Source organism: Mycolicibacterium brisbanense, assembly GCF_001570425.1.
In the GTDB taxonomy this organism is placed as follows: domain Bacteria; phylum Actinomycetota; class Actinomycetes; order Mycobacteriales; family Mycobacteriaceae; genus Mycobacterium; species Mycobacterium brisbanense.
On the sequence record NZ_BCSX01000039.1, the window covers coordinates 319,091 to 336,730 of the forward strand.

16 protein-coding genes are annotated in these 17,640 nt (G+C 67.9%); 12 read left to right on the forward strand and 4 right to left on the reverse strand.

Annotated features, from left to right (window positions below; genetic code table 11):
* Positions 1 to 10 precede the first annotated feature (10 nt).
* From argJ to argH, 7 genes are all read left to right on the forward strand, one after another.
* Positions 11 to 1,228, forward strand: coding sequence for a bifunctional glutamate N-acetyltransferase/amino-acid acetyltransferase ArgJ (argJ, locus tag RMCB_RS22440; protein WP_062830553.1), 1,218 nt, complete (start codon positions 11 to 13; stop codon positions 1,226 to 1,228).
* The gene (gene argB, locus RMCB_RS22445; RefSeq protein WP_109784381.1) at positions 1,225 to 2,097 is read left to right on the forward strand and encodes an acetylglutamate kinase; all 873 of its coding nucleotides are present in this window, start codon (positions 1,225 to 1,227) and stop codon (positions 2,095 to 2,097) included. Before argJ ends, argB begins: the two co-directional genes overlap by 4 nt.
* Entirely contained in the window at positions 2,094 to 3,260 is a 1,167-nt protein-coding gene (locus RMCB_RS22450) for an acetylornithine transaminase (protein ID WP_062830519.1), read from the forward strand. The genes argB and RMCB_RS22450 overlap by 4 nt, the downstream gene beginning before the upstream one ends.
* Complete coding sequence (argF, locus tag RMCB_RS22455; RefSeq protein WP_062830520.1) at positions 3,257 to 4,189, forward strand: ornithine carbamoyltransferase; 933 nt, start codon at positions 3,257 to 3,259, stop codon at positions 4,187 to 4,189. The genes RMCB_RS22450 and argF overlap by 4 nt, the downstream gene beginning before the upstream one ends.
* Before the next feature lie 7 nt (positions 4,190 to 4,196).
* Positions 4,197 to 4,673 carry an arginine repressor gene (locus RMCB_RS22460; RefSeq protein ID WP_029368235.1) on the forward strand — a complete coding sequence of 159 codons (477 nt, stop codon included), beginning with the start codon at positions 4,197 to 4,199 and terminating at the stop codon, positions 4,671 to 4,673.
* Between the two features lie 23 nt (positions 4,674 to 4,696).
* Positions 4,697 to 5,896, forward strand: a complete 1,200-nt coding sequence (locus RMCB_RS22465) for an argininosuccinate synthase (protein WP_029368233.1) — start codon at positions 4,697 to 4,699, stop codon at positions 5,894 to 5,896.
* Between the two features lie 89 nt (positions 5,897 to 5,985).
* Entirely contained in the window at positions 5,986 to 7,410 is a 1,425-nt protein-coding gene (gene argH / locus RMCB_RS22470) for an argininosuccinate lyase (protein WP_062830521.1), read from the forward strand.
* A gap of 67 nt (positions 7,411 to 7,477) precedes the next feature.
* Here argH and RMCB_RS22475 read toward each other — a convergent pair whose 3' ends face one another.
* Positions 7,478 to 9,259, reverse strand: a complete 1,782-nt coding sequence (locus tag RMCB_RS22475) for an ABC-F family ATP-binding cassette domain-containing protein (protein ID WP_062830522.1) — start codon at positions 9,257 to 9,259, stop codon at positions 7,478 to 7,480.
* A gap of 144 nt (positions 9,260 to 9,403) precedes the next feature.
* Between RMCB_RS22475 and RMCB_RS22480 the strand changes: the two genes are divergently transcribed.
* Genes RMCB_RS22480 through RMCB_RS22490 form a run of 3 tightly spaced genes read left to right on the forward strand, consistent with a single transcriptional unit; the run spans position 9,404 to position 13,233 of the window.
* Entirely contained in the window at positions 9,404 to 12,400 is a 2,997-nt protein-coding gene (locus RMCB_RS22480; RefSeq protein ID WP_062830523.1) for an acyl-CoA synthetase, read from the forward strand.
* Positions 12,401 to 12,459: 59 nt separating this feature from the next.
* Positions 12,460 to 13,014 (forward strand): hypothetical protein, encoded by a 555-nt coding sequence (locus RMCB_RS22485; protein ID WP_062830524.1) that lies wholly within the window; start codon positions 12,460 to 12,462, stop codon positions 13,012 to 13,014.
* A 3-nt stretch (positions 13,015 to 13,017) separates the two neighbouring features.
* A complete protein-coding gene (locus RMCB_RS22490) occupies positions 13,018 to 13,233 on the forward strand; it encodes a Trm112 family protein (RefSeq protein ID WP_062830525.1) in 216 nt (71 codons plus the stop codon).
* Here the strand turns inward: RMCB_RS22490 and RMCB_RS22495 are convergent.
* Genes RMCB_RS22495 through RMCB_RS22505 form a run of 3 tightly spaced genes read right to left on the reverse strand, consistent with a single transcriptional unit; the run spans position 13,216 to position 15,334 of the window.
* Positions 13,216 to 13,821, reverse strand: coding sequence for a TetR/AcrR family transcriptional regulator (locus RMCB_RS22495; protein ID WP_029368226.1), 606 nt, complete (start codon positions 13,819 to 13,821; stop codon positions 13,216 to 13,218). The genes RMCB_RS22490 and RMCB_RS22495 overlap by 18 nt on opposite strands.
* On the reverse strand, positions 13,818 to 14,645 hold the full coding sequence (locus RMCB_RS22500) for an ABC transporter permease (RefSeq protein ID WP_072278525.1): 828 nt from the start codon (positions 14,643 to 14,645) through the stop codon (positions 13,818 to 13,820). The genes RMCB_RS22495 and RMCB_RS22500 overlap by 4 nt, the downstream gene beginning before the upstream one ends.
* Complete coding sequence (locus RMCB_RS22505) at positions 14,588 to 15,334, reverse strand: ABC transporter ATP-binding protein (protein WP_062830527.1); 747 nt, start codon at positions 15,332 to 15,334, stop codon at positions 14,588 to 14,590. Before RMCB_RS22505 ends, RMCB_RS22500 begins: the two co-directional genes overlap by 58 nt.
* Positions 15,335 to 15,403: 69 nt before the next feature.
* Here RMCB_RS22505 and RMCB_RS22510 point away from each other — a divergent pair, with 69 nt between their 5' ends.
* Both RMCB_RS22510 and tyrS read left to right on the forward strand, forming a co-directional pair.
* Positions 15,404 to 16,015, forward strand: coding sequence for a DNA-3-methyladenine glycosylase (locus tag RMCB_RS22510; RefSeq protein WP_062830528.1), 612 nt, complete (start codon positions 15,404 to 15,406; stop codon positions 16,013 to 16,015).
* Positions 16,016 to 16,059: 44 nt separating this feature from the next.
* On the forward strand, positions 16,060 to 17,346 hold the full coding sequence (tyrS, locus tag RMCB_RS22515; RefSeq protein WP_165606309.1) for a tyrosine--tRNA ligase: 1,287 nt from the start codon (positions 16,060 to 16,062) through the stop codon (positions 17,344 to 17,346).
* Positions 17,347 to 17,640: the final 294 nt, after the last annotated feature.

Sequence of the window (17,640 nt, forward strand, 5' to 3'; positions counted from 1 at the left end):
AGCCGAGAGCATGACCACCGAAACCAAACTGGTACGCACGCAAGGAGTTACCGCGGCGGCAGGCTTCCGCGCCGCGGGAATCGCGGCGGGCATCAAGGCGTCCGGAGCTCCGGATCTGGCGCTGGTGTTCAACGAAGGCCCCGACTATGCGGCGGCAGGCGTGTTCACCAGCAACCAGATCAAGGCCGCGCCGGTGCTGTGGTCCCAGCAGGTGCTCACCACCGGCCGGCTGCGCGCAGTCATCCTGAATTCGGGCGGCGCCAACGCCTGCACGGGTGCCCTGGGCTTTCAGGACGCCCACGCCACCGCCGAGGGCGTGGCCGCAGCCCTGAGCGATTGGGGCACCGAGACCGGTGCCATCGAGGTCGCGGTGTGCTCCACGGGCCTGATCGGTGACCGGCTGCCGATGGACAAGGTGCTGGCCGGGGTGACCGAGATCGTGCACGAGTTGGCCGGGGGTCTGACCGGCGGCGAGGACGCTGCCCGAGCCATCATGACTACCGACACCGTGCCCAAACAGGTTGCGCTGCACCATTCGGTGGCATCGGGGGAGAACTGGGTCCTGGGCGGCATGGCCAAGGGTGCCGGGATGATGGCGCCGTCGCTGGCCACCATGCTGGTGGTGCTGACCACCGACGCCGTGGCCGACGCCGATGCGCTGAACTCGGCGCTGCGCCGGGCCTCCGCGCTGACCTTCGACCGCCTCGACATCGACGGCAGCTGTTCCACCAACGACACGGTGCTGCTGCTCGCTTCCGGGGCCAGCGAGATTCGGCCCAGCCAAAGCGATCTCGACGACGCGGTGCTGCGGGTGTGCGAGGACCTGTGCACGCAGCTGCAGGCCGACGCCGAAGGTGTCACGAAACGCGTCGTCATCACGGTCACCGGTGCGGTGAGCGAGCAGGAAGCCGTCGTCGCGGCCCGGGCCATCGCACGCGACAGCCTGGTCAAGACCGCTCTGTTCGGTTCGGACCCCAACTGGGGCCGGGTGCTGGCCGCTGTCGGCATCGCCCCCGTCAGCCTCGATCCGCAGCGAATCAGTGTGTCCTTCAACGGATCACCGGTGTGCATCGACGGTGCCGGCGCGCCGGGCGCGCGTGAGGTGGATCTGTCTGGGGAGGATATCGCCGTCGTCGTCAACCTGGCCGTCGGCGACGCGTCGGCGTCCATCAGGACCACCGACCTGTCGCACGCCTACGTCGAAGAGAACTCGGCCTACAGCTCATGAGTTTGTCCACGCCGATAAAAGCACAGGTGCTGGCGGCGGCATTACCGTGGCTCAAGCAGCTGCACGGCAAGATCGTCGTGGTCAAGTACGGCGGCAACGCCATGACCGACGAGACCCTCAAGGCCGCATTCGCCGCCGACATGGTGTTTCTGCGCAATTGCGGCATCCACCCGGTCGTGGTGCACGGCGGTGGTCCGCAGATCAGTGCCATGCTCAAAAAGCTCGGCATCGCAGGTGATTTCAAGGGCGGGTTCCGGGTGACCACACCCGAGGTGCTCGACGTGGCACGCATGGTGCTGTTCGGTCAGGTGGGGCGCGAACTGGTCAACCTGATCAACGCGCACGGCCCGTATGCCGTCGGGGTCACCGGTGAGGACGCGCAACTGTTCACCGCGGTGCGGCGCAGCGTCAACGTCGACGGTGTGGCCACCGACATCGGCCTGGTCGGCGACGTTGAGCACGTGAACGCCGGGTCGTTGCTGGATCTCATTGCCGCAGGGCGTATTCCGGTGGTGTCGACCATCGCCCCCGATGCCGACGGGGTGGTACACAACATCAACGCCGACACCGCGGCGGCCGCCCTGGCCGAGGCGCTGGGTGCGGAGAAGCTCGTGATGCTCACCGATGTCGAAGGGCTGTACACGGATTGGCCCGACCGCGATTCGCTGGTCAGTGAGATCGATGCGGCCGCACTCACTCAGCTTTTACCGCGCCTGGAATCCGGCATGGTGCCCAAGATCGAGGCCTGCCTACGAGCCGTGGGCGGCGGCGTGCCCAGCGCGCACGTGATCGACGGCCGCGTCGAGCACTGCGTGCTGGTCGAACTGTTCACCGACGAAGGAACCGGGACCAAGGTGGTCAAAGAATGACTCTGCAAGACCGCTGGGAAGCGGTGATGATGAACAACTACGGCACCCCGCCGCTGGCGTTGGCCAGCGGGGACGGTGCGGTGGTCACCGACACCGACGGCAAGCAGTATCTCGACCTGCTCGGCGGTATCGCGGTGAACCTGCTCGGACACCGCCACCCCGCGGTCATCGAGGCCGTCACCGCGCAGCTCAACACGCTCGGACACACCTCGAATCTCTATGCCACCGAACCGGGTATCGCGCTGGCCGAGGCCCTGGTCGGGCACCTCGGGGCACCGGCTCGCGCGTTCTTCTGCAATTCGGGCACCGAGGCCAACGAGGTCGCGTTCAAGATCACCCGGCTCACCGGGAAGACGAACATCGTTGCGGCGCAAGGCGCTTTCCACGGCCGCACGATGGGCTCGCTGGCGCTGACCGGCCAGCCCACCAAGCAGGCGCCGTTCGAACCGTTGCCGGGCAACGTCACTCATGTGCCCTACGGCGACGTCGACGCTCTCGCCGCCGCAGTTGACGCCACCACGGCCGCGGTGTTCCTCGAACCGATCATGGGGGAGGGCGGGGTCGTCGTGCCGCCGGCCGGGTACCTGGTCGCCGCGCGCGAGATCACCGCGAAACACGGTGCGCTGCTGGTCCTCGACGAGGTGCAGACCGGGGTGGGCCGCACCGGGGCTTTCTTCGCCCATCAGCACGACGGCATCACCCCGGACGTGGTGACGCTGGCCAAGGGGCTCGGCGGCGGACTGCCGATCGGTGCCTGCCTGGCCGTCGGCGCCGCGGGCGACCTGCTGACCCCGGGTCTGCACGGCAGCACGTTCGGCGGCAACCCGGTGTGCACGGCCGCAGCGCTCGGCGTTCTGCGTGCGCTGTCCGACGGCGACCTCATCGCGCGTGCCGGTGTGCTCGGCAAGACCATCGGCCACGGCATCGAGGAGCTGAGCCATCCACTCGTCGACCACGTCCGCGGCAAGGGCCTGTTGCAGGGCATCGTGCTGACCGCGCCCAGTGCCAAGGCTGTCGAATCGGCCGCTCGCGAGGCGGGTTTCCTGGTCAACGCGGCCGCCGCCGACGTGATCCGGTTGGCGCCGCCGCTGATCATCACCGAGGACCAGATCAACCAGTTCCTCACCGCGCTACCCGCGGTGCTCGACGAGGGGGCCAAATGACCCGACATTTCCTACGTGACGACGACCTGACGCCCGACGAACAAGCCGAAGTGCTCGCGCTGGCCGCCGAGCTCAAGAAGGCGCCGTTCTCTCTTCGCCCGCTGGAAGGCCCGCGCGGCGTCGGGGTCATCTTCGAGAAGAACTCGACCCGCACCCGGTTCTCGTTCGAGATGGGCATCTCCCAGCTGGGCGGGCATGCAGTCGTGGTCGACGGCCGCAGCATGCAGCTCGGCCGCGAGGAGACGCTGGAGGACACCGGTGCGGTGCTGTCCCGCTACGTCGACGCGATCGTCTGGCGCACCTTCGCCCAGGAACGCCTGATGGCCATGGCGTCCGGGGCGACCGTGCCGATCATCAACGCGCTCTCCGACGATTTTCACCCGTGCCAGGTACTGGCCGACCTGCAGACCCTGGCCGAACGCAAGGGCGGTGTGGCCGCGCTCCAAGGCTTGACCATGACGTACCTGGGCGACGGCGCCAACAATATGGCGCACTCGTTGATGATCGGCGGCGTCACGGCAGGCATCAGTGTCACCATCGCCGCGCCCGACGGTTTCGGGCCCGACCCGCAGTACGTCGACGCAGCCCGCAAGCGTGCCGCGGAGACCGGCGCGTCGGTGACCGTGACCGATGACCCGCGGGCCGCGGTCGACGGCGTCGACGTGATCGTCACCGATACCTGGACGTCGATGGGCCAGGAGAACGACGGCCTCGACCGGGTCCGCCCGTTCCGCCCGTTCCAGGTCAACAGCGACCTGCTCAAGCTGGCCGACGCCGAAGCCGTTGTGCTGCATTGTCTTCCGGCTCACCGCGGTTACGAGATCACCGATGAGGTGATCGACGGCCCGCAGAGCGCGGTGTTCGACGAGGCCGAGAACCGGTTGCACGCGCAGAAGGCGCTGCTGGCCTGGCTACTGGCGCGCGTCTGAGCCGGCCATGAGTTCTCCGACCCGAGTCGGCCGCCAGGCCCGCATCGTCGCTCTCCTGTCGTCACGCGCCGTGAGCAGTCAGACGGAGCTGGCGAGCCTACTGGCCGACGAAGGCATCGAGGTCACCCAGGCCACGCTGTCGCGGGACCTGGAGGAACTCGGCGCCGTCAAACTGCGCGGCGCCGACGGAGGCGTCGGGGTCTACGTCGTCCCGGAAGACGGCAGCCCCGTGCGCGGGGTGTCAGGCGGAACCGAGCGGCTGACCCGATTGATGGGGGAGTTGCTGGTTTCCACCGATGCCAGCGCTAACCTTGCCGTGCTGCGCACCCCGCCCGGGGCCGCGCACTACCTGGCCAGCGCCATCGACCGCGCAGCCCTGCCCTATGTGGTCGGCACCATCGCCGGTGACGACACCATCGCGGTGGTGGCGCGCGAACCGATGACCGGCGCCGAGTTGGCCACCACCCTCGAAAACCTGAAATAGAGCCCAACACAAGGAGATTGCTCATGTCCGACCGCGTCATTTTGGCGTACTCCGGAGGTCTCGACACCTCGGTGGCGATCAGCTGGATCGGTAAGGAAACCGGCCGCGAGGTCGTCGCCGTCGCCATCGACCTCGGCCAGGGTGGCGAGGACATGGAGGTCGTGCGGCAGCGGGCGCTGGATTGCGGCGCCGTGGAGGCGGTCGTGGTCGATGCGCGCGACGAGTTCGCGAACGAGTACTGCCTGCCCACCATCCAGTCCAACGCGCTGTACATGGACCGCTACCCGCTGGTCTCGGCGATCAGCCGGCCGCTGATCGTCAAGCACCTGGTGGCCGCCGCGCGTGAGCACAACGGCGGCATCGTCGCCCACGGCTGCACCGGCAAGGGCAACGACCAGGTCCGCTTCGAGGTCGGCTTCGCCTCGCTGGCACCCGATCTCGAGGTGCTCGCCCCGGTTCGCGACTACGCCTGGACCCGCGAGAAGGCCATCGCCTTCGCCGAGGAGAACGCGATCCCGATCAACGTCACCAAGCGCTCACCGTTCTCCATCGACCAGAACGTGTGGGGCCGCGCGGTCGAGACCGGCTTCCTCGAGCACCTGTGGAACGCGCCCACCAAGGACGTCTACGACTACACCGAGGATCCGACGGTCCACTGGAACACCCCCGACGAGGTCATCGTCGGGTTCGACAAGGGTGTGCCGGTCTCCATCGACGGCAAGCCGGTCACCGTGCTCGAGGCCATCGTCGAGCTCAACCGCCGCGCAGGAGCTCAGGGTGTCGGCCGCCTCGACGTGGTGGAGGATCGGCTGGTCGGCATCAAGAGCCGCGAGATCTACGAGGCCCCGGGCGCCATGGTGCTCATCACCGCGCACACCGAGCTGGAGCACGTCACGCTCGAACGTGAGCTGGGCCGGTTCAAGCGCACCACCGACCAGAAGTGGGGCGAGCTGGTGTACGACGGCCTGTGGTACTCGCCGCTGAAGCGGGCCCTGGAGTCGTTCGTCGCACACACCCAGGAGCACGTCACCGGCGAGATCCGGCTGGTGCTGCACGGCGGACACATCGCCGTCAACGGCCGGCGTAGCCCGGAGTCGCTCTACGACTTCAACCTCGCCACCTACGACGAGGGCGACAGCTTCGACCAGTCCAATGCCAAGGGCTTCGTGCACGTGCACGGTCTGTCGTCGAAGATCTCGGCCAAGCGCGACCTGGGCCTGTAAGCAGCAAGCACCGCGAGCGTGCGTGTCTGCTGCCCGACACGCCGTGCAGAACCTGCAGACGCGCACGCTCGCACAGCAGTGAGGGTGACATGAGTAGCAACGACGGAACCACCAACGAAGGTTCCCTGTGGGGCGGCCGGTTCACCGACGGGCCGTCGGAAGCCCTTGCCGCGCTGAGCAAGTCGACGCATTTCGACTGGGCGCTGGCTCCATATGACGTGCGGGCCTCCAAGGCACACGCCCGGGTGCTGCACCGCGCAGGTCTGCTCACCGACGAGCAGCGCGACGGGTTGCTGGCCGGCCTGGACAGCCTCGGCGAAGACCTCGCCGACGGAAGCTTCGGCCCGCTGCCCAGTGACGAGGACGTGCACGGTGCCCTGGAGCGTGGCCTGATCGACCGGGTCGGCCCCGACCTCGGCGGCCGGTTGCGGGCCGGGCGGTCGCGAAACGACCAGGTGGCCACGCTGTTCCGGATGTGGCTGCGCGACGCCATCACCACTGTCGGCAACGGCGTGCTGGACGTGGCGGCCGCACTGGCCACCCAGGCCGCGGCGCACCCGACGGCGATCATGCCCGGCAAGACACATCTGCAGTCGGCACAGCCGGTGCTGCTGGCACATCATCTGCTGGCCCATGCGCATCCGCTGCTGCGCGACGCGGATCGCCTCATCGACCTCGACAAGCGGGCGGCGGTGTCGCCCTACGGATCCGGCGCGCTGGCCGGTTCGTCGCTGGGACTGGACCCCGACGCCATCGCCGAGGAACTCGGGTTCACCGCAGCCGCCGACAATTCGATCGACGCCACGGCCTCGCGGGATTTCGCCGCGGAGGCAGCCTTTGTGTTCGCGATGATCGCGGTCGACCTGTCACGGTTGGCCGAAGACATCATCCTCTGGAGCACAACGGAATTCGGTTACGTCACCCTGCACGACGCATGGTCGACGGGCAGTTCGATCATGCCGCAGAAGAAGAACCCCGACATCGCCGAGTTGGCGCGCGGCAAGTCCGGCCGGCTGATCGGCAATCTCACCGGGCTGCTCGCGACGCTCAAGGCCCAGCCGCTGGCCTACAACCGGGACCTGCAAGAAGACAAGGAGCCGGTGTTCGACTCGGTCGCGCAGCTGCAGCTGCTGCTGCCTGCGGTGGCCGGGTTGGTGGGCACGCTGACGTTCGACACGGACCGGATGGCGGCGCTGGCCCCGCAGGGCTACACGCTGGCCACCGATATCGCCGAATGGATGGTGCGCCAAGGTATTCCGTTCCGGATCGCGCACGAGGCGGCCGGTGCGGCGGTACGCACGGCCGAGGCCCGCGGGGTCGGGTTGGAGGAGCTGGCCGACGACGAGCTGGCAGGCATCCATCCCGGGCTCACGGCGCAGGTGCGTGAGGTGCTGACCATTGCCGGGTCGGTCAACTCCCGCGACGCCCGCGGCGGCACCGCCCCGATCCAGGTGGCCAAGCAACTCGGCGTGGTGCGTGACACGCTGGATCAGTTGCGGGTCCGGCTCCGCTGAACCTGCGCTAAGCCGGTTTTGCTCCTCGCGTGCGCTGAACCGGTTTTGCTCCTCGCGTGCGCGGATCTCACTCCAGCTGTTCCGACAACTCCAGCCAGCGAGCCTCCAGTTCGGCCACCTGGTCTTCGAGCTCGCGCAACTGCGCGGTGAGCTTGCCCAGTCCGACGTGATCGGAATGGTCGTGCGCGGCCATTTCGTCGTGCTTGTCGGAGATCCGGCCGGCCAGCTTGGCCAACGAGCGGTCGATCGAGGCGACCTCTTTCTCGATGTTGCGCAGCTCGGCGCCCGACTTGCCCTGCGCGGGCACCGGTGTTGACGCCGCCCGCGAGGCAGCAGCAGGAGCCGACGGCTGCGCGGCCAGCCGCAGATACTCGTCGACGCCGCCGGGTAGGTGGCGCAGCCGCCCGTCGAGGATCGCGTACTGCTGATCGGTGACGCGCTCCAGCAGATAGCGGTCGTGGGACACCACGATCAGCGTGCCCGGCCAGGAGTCCAGCAGATCCTCGGTGGCAGTGAGCATGTCGGTGTCGACGTCGTTGGTCGGCTCGTCGAGCACCAGGACGTTGGGCTCACTCAGCACCACCAACATGAGCTGCAACCGGCGCCGCTGTCCACCCGAGAGCTCACCGACGCGCGACGAGAGTTGCGCCCGGTTGAAGCCCAACCGCTCCAGCAGCTGGGCCGGCGTGAGCTCCTTGCCGTCGATCACGTAGCTGGTCTGCAGCCGGCCCAGCACCTCGCGAACCATGTCGCCGGCCATGGCGTTCAGTTCGGTCGACTGCTGGTCGAGAATCGCCAGCCGCACTGTCTTCCCGCGCTTGACCCGGCCAGTGGTCGGGGCCACCGTGCCGGCGATCAGTCCGAGCAGCGTCGACTTCCCGGCTCCGTTGGCGCCAAGGATGCCAGTGCGCTCGCCTGGGGCGATGCGCCATTCCACATCGCGCAGCACCTCGCGGCCGTCGAATGCGACGGACACGTCCAGCAGGTCGATGACATCCTTGCCCAGGCGGGCGGTCGCCAGCCGGGACAGCTCCACGCTGTTGCGCAACGGCGGCACGTCGGAGATCAGCGCGTTGGCCGCATCGATGCGGAACTTGGGCTTCGAGCTGCGAGCCGGCGGGCCACGCCGCAACCACGCCAGTTCCTTGCGCATCAGGTTCTGCCGTTTGGCCTCTGACGCGGCGGCGATCCGGTCGCGCTCCACCCGCTGCAGCACATACGCCGCGTACCCACCTTCGAAGGGCTCGACGATGCCGTCGTGCACCTCCCACGTGGTGGTCGCCACCTCGTCGAGGAACCACCGGTCGTGGGTGATCAGCAGCAGCCCACCCGCTCCGCGCGCCCAGCGGCCCTTCAAGTGCCCGGCCAGCCACGTGATGCCCTCGATGTCGAGGTGGTTGGTGGGTTCGTCGAGGGCGACGACGTCCCAGTCGCCGATCAGTAGCGCAGCCAGCTGCACCCGGCGGCGTTGTCCGCCGGAGAGCGTGCCGACCGTTGCGTCGAATCCGATGTCGGCCACCAGCCCGCCGATGACGTCTCGGACGCGGGCGTCCCCGGCCCATTCGTGCTCCGGCCGGTCACCGACCAGTGACCACCCGACCGTGCGCTCGGAATCCAGCGTGTCGGTCTGGTCGAGCGCCCCCACTCGCAGGCCTCCCCGCTGGGTGACGCGGCCGCCGTCCGGGGTGATCCGCCCGGTGAGCATGCCCAGCAGGCTCGATTTGCCGTCGCCGTTGCGGCCGACGATGCCGATGCGGTCGCCGTCGCTGACGCCGACGGTGACAGCGTCGAACACCACACCTGTCGGGTACTCCAGGTGCAGGGCTTCGCCGCCGAGTAGGTGTGCCATCGCCGCCGACCTTAGCGTCAGCGTCTGCCCGGCCGTGAAGGTGTCGGGGCGGTTTGCCTCAGCCGTCGTCGCCGGTGCGGTGACGTGCCATGATGACCACGTCGGTCGGGGACAGCACGTCAAAACGTAGGGGAGCGGGCGTTGATGGATTTCTCGGCAGTGACCAAACCGGTGGAGCGGTTGCTGGCGACTGCGCAGAACGGCCTCGAGGTGCTGCGCTACGGAGGCCTGGAGACCGGCGCCGTGCCGTCCCCGTTCCAGATCATCCAGAGCGTGCCGATGTTCAAGCTGCGCCGGTACTTTCCGCCCGACATCCGGCCCAGCGCCGCGGAGCCCGGCCCGCCGGTGCTCATGGTGCATCCGATGATGATGGCCGCCGACATGTGGGACGTGACCCGCGACGAGGGTGCCGTGGGAATCCTGCACGGTGCCGGCATCGACCCGTGGGTGATCGACTTCGGCTCGCCGGACAAGGTCGAGGGCGGGATGCAGCGCAACCTCGCCGACCACGTCGTCGCGCTCAGCGAAGCGATCGACACCGTCAAGACGGTCACCGGACGCGATGTGCACCTCGCCGGGTACTCCCAGGGCGGCATGTTCGCGTATCAGACTGCCGCCTACCGCCGGTCGAAGGACATCGCGAGCATCATCGCGTTCGGTTCACCGGTGGACACGCTCGCCGCGCTTCCGATGAACCTGCCCGCCGGTGTCGCCGCGGGTGCCGCCGACTTCATGGCCGATCACGTGTTCAGCCGGATCGACATCCCGGGTTGGTTGGCCCGCACCGGATTTCAGATGCTCGACCCGATCAAGACCGCTCAGTCCCGGCTGGACTTCCTGCTGCAGCTGCACGACCGCGAGGCGTTGCTGCCCCGCGAACAGCAACGCCGGTTCCTGGCCTCCGAAGGGTGGATCGCCTGGTCCGGCCCGGCGATTTCCGAGCTGCTCAAGCAGTTCATCGCGCACAACCGCATGATGACCGGTGGCTTCTCGATCCATGGGGATCTCGTGACGCTGTCCGATATCGACTGCCCGGTGCTCGCAGTGGTCGGTGAGGTCGACGACATCGGCCAGCCGGCGGCGGTCCGGGGCATCAAACGTGCCGCGCCGCAGGCCGACGTGTACGAGTATCTGATTCGCGCCGGGCATTTCGGCCTGGTCGTCGGCTCCAAGGCCTCGAATCAGACCTGGCCCACGGTCGCGCAGTGGGTCAAGTGGCTCGACAACGCCGAGGAGATGCCCGACGGCGTGGTCCCGATGAGCCTGCAGCCCGCCGACCATCCCGAAGGCGGGGTGTCGTTCACGACGCGGGTGACCCACGGCGCCACTGCCGCCACCGAGATGGCGTTCGGCGTGGCCCGCTCGGCGGCCGAGGCGTTGGTCGCGGCGAACAAATCGGCACGGACCCTGGTCGTCGAGACCGCCCGCACCCTGCCGAGGCTGGCCCGCCTCGGCCAGGTCAACGACCACACGCGGATCTCGTTGGGCCGCATCATGAGTGAGCAGGCGCGCAACCTTCCCAACGGGGAGGCGCTGCTGTTCGACGGCCGGGTGCACACCTATGAGGCGGTCGATCGCCGGATCAACAACGTGGTCCGCGGCCTGATCGACGTCGGGGTGCGGCAGGGTGCGCACGTCGGTGTGCTGATGGAGACGCGACCCAGCGCGTTGGTGGCCATCGCCGCGCTGTCGCGCCTGGGTGCCGTGGCCGTGCTGATGCCGCCCGACGTCGATCTGGCGGAAGCTGCGCGGCTGGGCGGGGTGTCGGAGATCATCGCGGACCCGAGTCATCTAGATGCGGCCCGGCAGCTGGAAACTCGGGTCCTCGTGCTGGGTGGCGGCGAGAACCGCGACCTGCACCTGCCCGAGGACTCCGACGTCATCGACATGGAGCAGATCGACCCCGATGTGGTCGAGCTGCCCGGCTGGTACCGGTCCAACCCCGGCCTGGCGCGCGATCTGGCATTCGTCGCGTTCACCACGGTCGGGGGCGAGCTCGTCGCCCGCCAGATCACCAACTTCCGGTGGGCGCTGTCGGCGTTCGGCACCGCGTCGGCGGCGAACCTCGGCCGCGGGGACACGGTGTACTGCCTGACGCCGCTGCATCATCAGTCCGGGCTGCTGGTCGCGCTCGGCGGGGCCGTGGTAGGTGGCTCGCGCATCGCGCTGTCGCGCGGCCTGCAGCCCAACCGGTTCCTCCAGGAGATCCGCCAGTACGGCGTCACCGTGGTGTCTTACACCTGGGCGATGCTGCGCGAGGTCATCGATGACCCGTCTTTCGCGCTCGTCGGCTCCCATCCGGTGCGGCTGTTCATCGGCTCCGGCATGCCCGCCGGGCTGTGGAAGCGGGTGGTCGAGGTCTTCGAGCCCGCTCAAGTGGTGGAGTTCTTCGCGACCACCGACGGGCAGGCGGTGCTGGCCAACGTGTCGGGCGCCAAGATCGGTAGCAAGGGGCGGCCGTTGCCCGGTGCCGGGCACGTCGAGCTCGCCGCCTACGACGCCGACGACGATCTCATCCTCGAGGACGAGCAGGGCTTCGTCCGCAAGGCCGAACCCAACGAGGTCGGCGTGCTGCTGGCGCACCCGCGTGGGCCGGTCGACCCGACCGCCGCCGTCAAACGCGGCGTCTTCGCACCGGCCGACACCTGGGTGTCCACCGAATTCCTGTTCCGCCGCGACGAGGACGGCGACTACTGGCAGGTGGACAACCGCAGCGCCGTGATCCACACGGAGCGCGGACCGGTCTACGGCAATCCGATCAGCGATGCCGTGGGACGCCTCGACGCCGTCGACCTCGCCGTGACCTACGGCGTCGACCTGGACGGTCAGCAGGTGGCCGTCACCGCGCTGGCCCTCCGCCCGGGCGGCAGCATCCCCACCGCCGATCTCACGCATGCGCTCGCTGACCTGCCCGTGGGCAACCCGCCCGACTTCGTTCACGTGGTCGCCGACATGGAGCTCGGCGCGTCGTACCGGCCGATGGCGACCCCGCTGCAGGCTGCGGGGGTTCCAAAACCGGCCCGCCGTAACTCCTGGTACCTCGATCCCGATACCCAGACGTACAAGACGCTGACCGTGGCCGTATGGACCGAACTGACCGCAGGACAGGGCGAGCCCGATACGGCTGCCGATCCGTCCTAGCAGCCGTATCGTCGGAGCCCTGTTAGGCTCCGCCATGCGGCGCACCGACTGGAGGATTGATGACATCGCAGACGAGCGGAAACCGTTGGCGTCGGACCCTCACCGGCGCGGTGGCCGGTAGCGCACTCGCCGCAGGCTTGCTGGCAGGCGTCGCGGCGCCGGTCGCCCTCGCCGATCCCACGGCCGACGCCAACGCGAATGCGGCAGCGACGGCCGACACGCCGGCGGCCCCGGAGATGACGGCCGACGAGGCGCTCGCCATGATCGACAAGGAGTACGACACCGGCGCCGGTGGCGGCCAGATCTCCCAGCTGATCCACTCGATCCTGCAGTTGCGGGCGCAGGGCTTCAAACCGTCGAACGCCAACCGCGATGCCATCGTCGCAGCGCTGGACAAGCGGCCCAACCAGACACCGCTGATCGATGCGCTCAAGAACACGCTGTCCTATCAGCGCAAGATGCAGGCCAGGCAAAACGGGGCGACGTCCTCGGGCGGCATCTCCGCGGGCATCAACCAGACCGGCCCCGGCCAGGTGCCGATTCCCGGCGCACCGGGTACCCCGGGCATCTCGCTCGGCCCCGACAACTCCGGCATCAACGTCCCGATCGGCTGATCGGTGATCGACGAAAAACTCCTCAAGATTCTGGTGTGCCCGCAGGATCGCGGACCACTGCTGCTGGCCGGCGATGACTGGCTGTACAACGCGCGGCTGCGTCGGGCCTACCGGATCGCCGACGGGATTCCGGTACTGCTCGTCGATGAGGCCGTCGAGGTCGACGACGCCGAACACGAGCGGTTGTTGGCGCTGGCCGGTTCACCCGAGGCCAGGTAGCTCCCCGGTCAGGTACCGCTGCAGGTTGGGTCCGATGGCCTCGGCGACTTGCTCGACCGACAGCGATTTGAACGGCTCCAACTCCAGGATGTAGCGCGCCATCACCACACCGACGAGCTGGGATGCCACGAACTGCACCCGGGTCCGGCCGCTGCCCGGTGGATTGTCGACGCGGGGGCCGACCTCACCGACGATGATGTCCTGCAGGAAGGTCCGCAGCAGCGAGACCTCGCCACCCGCCAGGATCGAGCGCAATGTGGCGATCAACCCTTTGCCCATCTCGGAATCCCACAGCGGCAACAGAATTGAGGGCAGCGTGTGGCCGAGCTGCTCGACGGGAACCTCGCGCAGCGGCCCGATCACGGTCATCGGATCGATCGGAATGTGGATCGCGGCGGCGAACAGTTGCGTCTTGGTGCCGTAATAGTGATGCACCAATGCCGGGTCCACCCCGGCGTCGGTGGCGATCGCGCGTATCGATGTCTTGTCGATCCCGTTGCGCGCGAACAACTCCCGTGCACTGGCGAGTATGCGTTCCCGGGTGTCGGACGGTCCTGGTGGCCGCCCCGGCCGTTTGCGTTCGCTCATGGGGTCCGTCGTCGCAGTGTCGCCGCGGCCAGACCCAGCGCGAGGGCGGCAAACCCCACCACGACGGCGATGTCACGGGCGGCGACGGCCGTCAGGTCCGGATGGGAGCCGACTTGCTGCAGCGCCTCGAGCGCATAGCTGGCCGGCAGCACGTTGCTGATCCACTGCAGCCATTCGGGCAGCGCCTCGCGAGGCACGATGATGCCGCACAACAGCAACTGCGGCACGATCACCACCGGCATGAACTGCACGGCCTGGAACTCTGTGCGGGCGAATGCGCTGCACAGCAGGCCCAGGCCGACGCCGAGCACGGCGTTGATGATGGCGATGAGGAACACCAGCAGCGGGCTGCCCGCGGTACTGAACCCGAGGAACCAGAACGCGACGACGCACGCCAGGCTCGCTTGCGCCGCTGCCGCGATCGAGAACGCGGTGCCGTATGCGGCCAGCAGGTCGAACCGGCGCAACGGGGTGGTCAGGATCCGCTCGAGGGTTCCCGAAACCCGTTCGCGCTGCATGGTGATCGAGGTGATCAGGAACATCACCACCAGGGGGAACACCCCGAGCATGATCAGGCAGGCGTTGTTGAACGGACTCGGCGCGCCCGGTCGGTGCGGCGCGTCGTGGAACATGAAGTACATCAGGGTGATGACCAGGCTCGGTACCACCAGGATCATCGCCACGCTGCGGTGATCGGCGGCGAGCTGACGCAGAATCCGACCGGTCGTCGCCAGGTAGGCCTGCGGGCTGAACCGGCTGCGCTGGGTCAGGCCGCGGTGCGCTGCCGGATGACGGTGAGAAACGCTTCCTCCAGAGATGTGCATGACGTGTCCTTCCGGAGTTGGGCCGGGGTGGTGTGGGCGAGCAGGCGCCCTTCGCGCATGAGGAGCAGGTCGCCGCAATGGTCGGCCTCATCCATGACGTGACTGGACACCAGCAGGGTGGCACCGCGTCGGGACAGCTCGCGGAACTGCTCCCAGAGTTCGACGCGCAGCACGGGGTCAAGGCCGACGGTGGGTTCGTCCAGGACGAGCAGTTCGGGGTCTGCGACCAGCGCGCAGGCCAGCGACGCGCGGGTGCGTTGACCACCTGACAAGTTGCCGCAGTACGCACTTCGGTGGTCGTGCAGGCCGACCGCCTGAACGGCCTCATCGGCAGCTTTGGCGGTCGTGCCGTACAGCGCGGCGAAGTAGCGGACGTTGTCGATGACGCGAAGGTCGTCGTAGATGGTCGGATCCTGCGTGACGTAACCGACCCGGTGCCGCAGCGGAGCACTGCCGGCGGGGTGACCCAGCACGGTCACCGACCCGGAGGCGATGATCTGGGTGCCGACGACGCACCGCATCAACGTGGTCTTTCCGCAGCCCGAGGGCCCGAGCAGGCCTGTGATCGTGCCGCGCGCGATCTGCACCGTGACGTCGCGCAGCGCCGGCCGCTTGCCACGAACCACATTCAGTCCGTCGATGTCGACAGCCGGCGAGGATCGGAATTCATCAGCCGATGAAGTCATCATGTAATGAATATCCTCCCGCGTGCGGACCGGTGTCAACGGTGTCCGGCGCGGCAGTGCAGAATCGCTCGGATGGGCGCCGAACTACTGGTAGGGGACCCCGTCGCGGCAGCCCGTCGGCTGCTTGGTGCCCAGCTCAGCGGGCGTGGCGTCGAGGCGACGATCGTCGAGGTCGAGGCCTACGGCGGCCCGCTCGACGGGCCCTGGCCCGACGCCGCGTCGCACTCCTTTCGCGGCCCGCGGGGCCGCAACCTGGTGATGTACGGCCCGCCCGGGCGGCTCTACACCTACCGCAGCCACGGCATCCACGTCTGCGCCAACGTGGTGTGCGGCTACGACGGGGTCGCAGGTGCGGTCCTCCTACGGGCGGCAGCCGTCACCGGCGGACTGGCGCAGGCCCGAGACCGCCGGGGCGCCGCGGTGACACCGTCGGCGTTGGCCCGAGGCCCCGGCAATTTGTGTTCGGCACTCGGAATCATCATGGAGGACAACGGAATCGATCTGTTCGACGAGAGCAGTCCGGTCCGACTGCGGCTGGGTGCGCAGCATGCGGCGGTCGATGGGCCGCGGGTCGGTGTCAGCGTGGCGGCAGACCGGCCCTGGCGATTCTGGCTCGAGGGACACCGTGAGGTGTCGGCGTACCGGAGAAGCCCGCGGGCACCTGCGCCCGGCGCCAGCGACTGATCGCCGGACGGTTGGGCGATGCCGCGATGCGGCATGATCTCCCTATGTCAACGGACATCCTGGAGGAGCTGGACTGGCGCGGACTGATCGCGCAATCGACCGACCGTGACGCGTTGGCCGGGGACCTGGCCAACGGGCCGGTGACCGTGTACTCCGGCTTCGATCCGACCGCGCCGAGCTTGCATGCCGGTCACTTGGTGCCGTTGCTGACATTGCGCCGGTTCCAGCAGGCCGGCCACCGGCCCATCGTCCTGGCCGGCGGCGCGACGGGGATGATCGGCGACCCCCGCGAGACCGGGGAACGAATCCTCAACACTGCCGATACGGTGGCCGACTGGGCCGGCAGGATCCGTGGACAGCTGGAACGGTTTGTCGAGTTCAACAACTCGCCGACCGGTGCGATCGTCGAAAACAACCTGAACTGGACCGGCGAATTGTCGGTGATCGAGTTCCTGCGGGATATCGGCAAGTACTTCTCGGTCAACGTGATGCTCGACCGGGACACCGTCCGACGCCGTCTCGAAGGCGACGGCATCTCCTACACCGAGTTCAGCTACATGCTGTTGCAGGCCAACGACTACGTGGAGCTTCACCAGCGGCACGGTTGCGCATTGCAGATCGGTGGCTCCGACCAGTGGGGAAACATCGTCGCGGGGGCACGGCTCGTGCGCCAGAAGCTCGGGGCCACGGTGCACGCCATGACGACGCCGCTGGTCACCGACTCCGAAGGCAAGAAATTCGGCAAGTCCACCGGTGGCGGCAATCTGTGGCTCGATCCCGAGCTGACCAGCCCGTACGCCTGGTACCAGTACTTCGTCAATGCTGCCGATGCCGATGTGGTGCGCTACCTGCGGTGGTTCACGTTCCTGTCGGCCGAGGAACTTGCCGAACTCGACGAGGCCACGCGAACCCGTGCGCACGAGCGAGCCGCTCAGAAGCGGTTGGCGCGTGAGTTGACCACGCTCGTACACGGGGAAGGGGCAACCCGAGCCGTCGAACTCGCCAGCCAGGCGCTGTTCGGCCGTGGCGAGCTGACGGATCTCGATGAATCCACGCTGGCCGCGGCCCTGCGGGAGGCGAGTAGCGGACAGGTTGCCGAATTGAAGCCGGGTGGTGCGGACACGATCACCGATTTGTTGGTGGCAAGTGGGTTGGCCGCCAGCAAGGGAGCAGCACGACGCAACGTCGCCGAAGGTGGCGTGTACGTCAACAACACCCGTATTGAAAGTGACGAGTGGATACCACAGGCGGCCGACTTTTTGCATGACCGTTGGCTGGTGTTGCGACGTGGCAAGCGCAACATCGCCGGCGTCGAGCGGGTTGGGGCGTAGTCTGCTGGTTGCCGAGCCTCTGACCTGCGCAGATGCTTCGGCGACCTGCGAATTTGACTCCCTGTTGGCCCTGACGTAACTTATTCCAGGTCAGAGCGACGCGGTCTTGAGCCGGGGAGCGAAGACGGAATCCGAGAGAGACACCGATTGCGGTGGATCTTCTCACTGCCTGCATCTTGAACCTCGGCTTTGGCCGTGGGTTTGTGGTGTGGTGGGTGTGTTGTTTGAGAACTCAATAGTGTGTTTGGTGGTTTTTGTTTGTTGTTTTTGGTTGCATTCTTTTTCCCGTTTAGG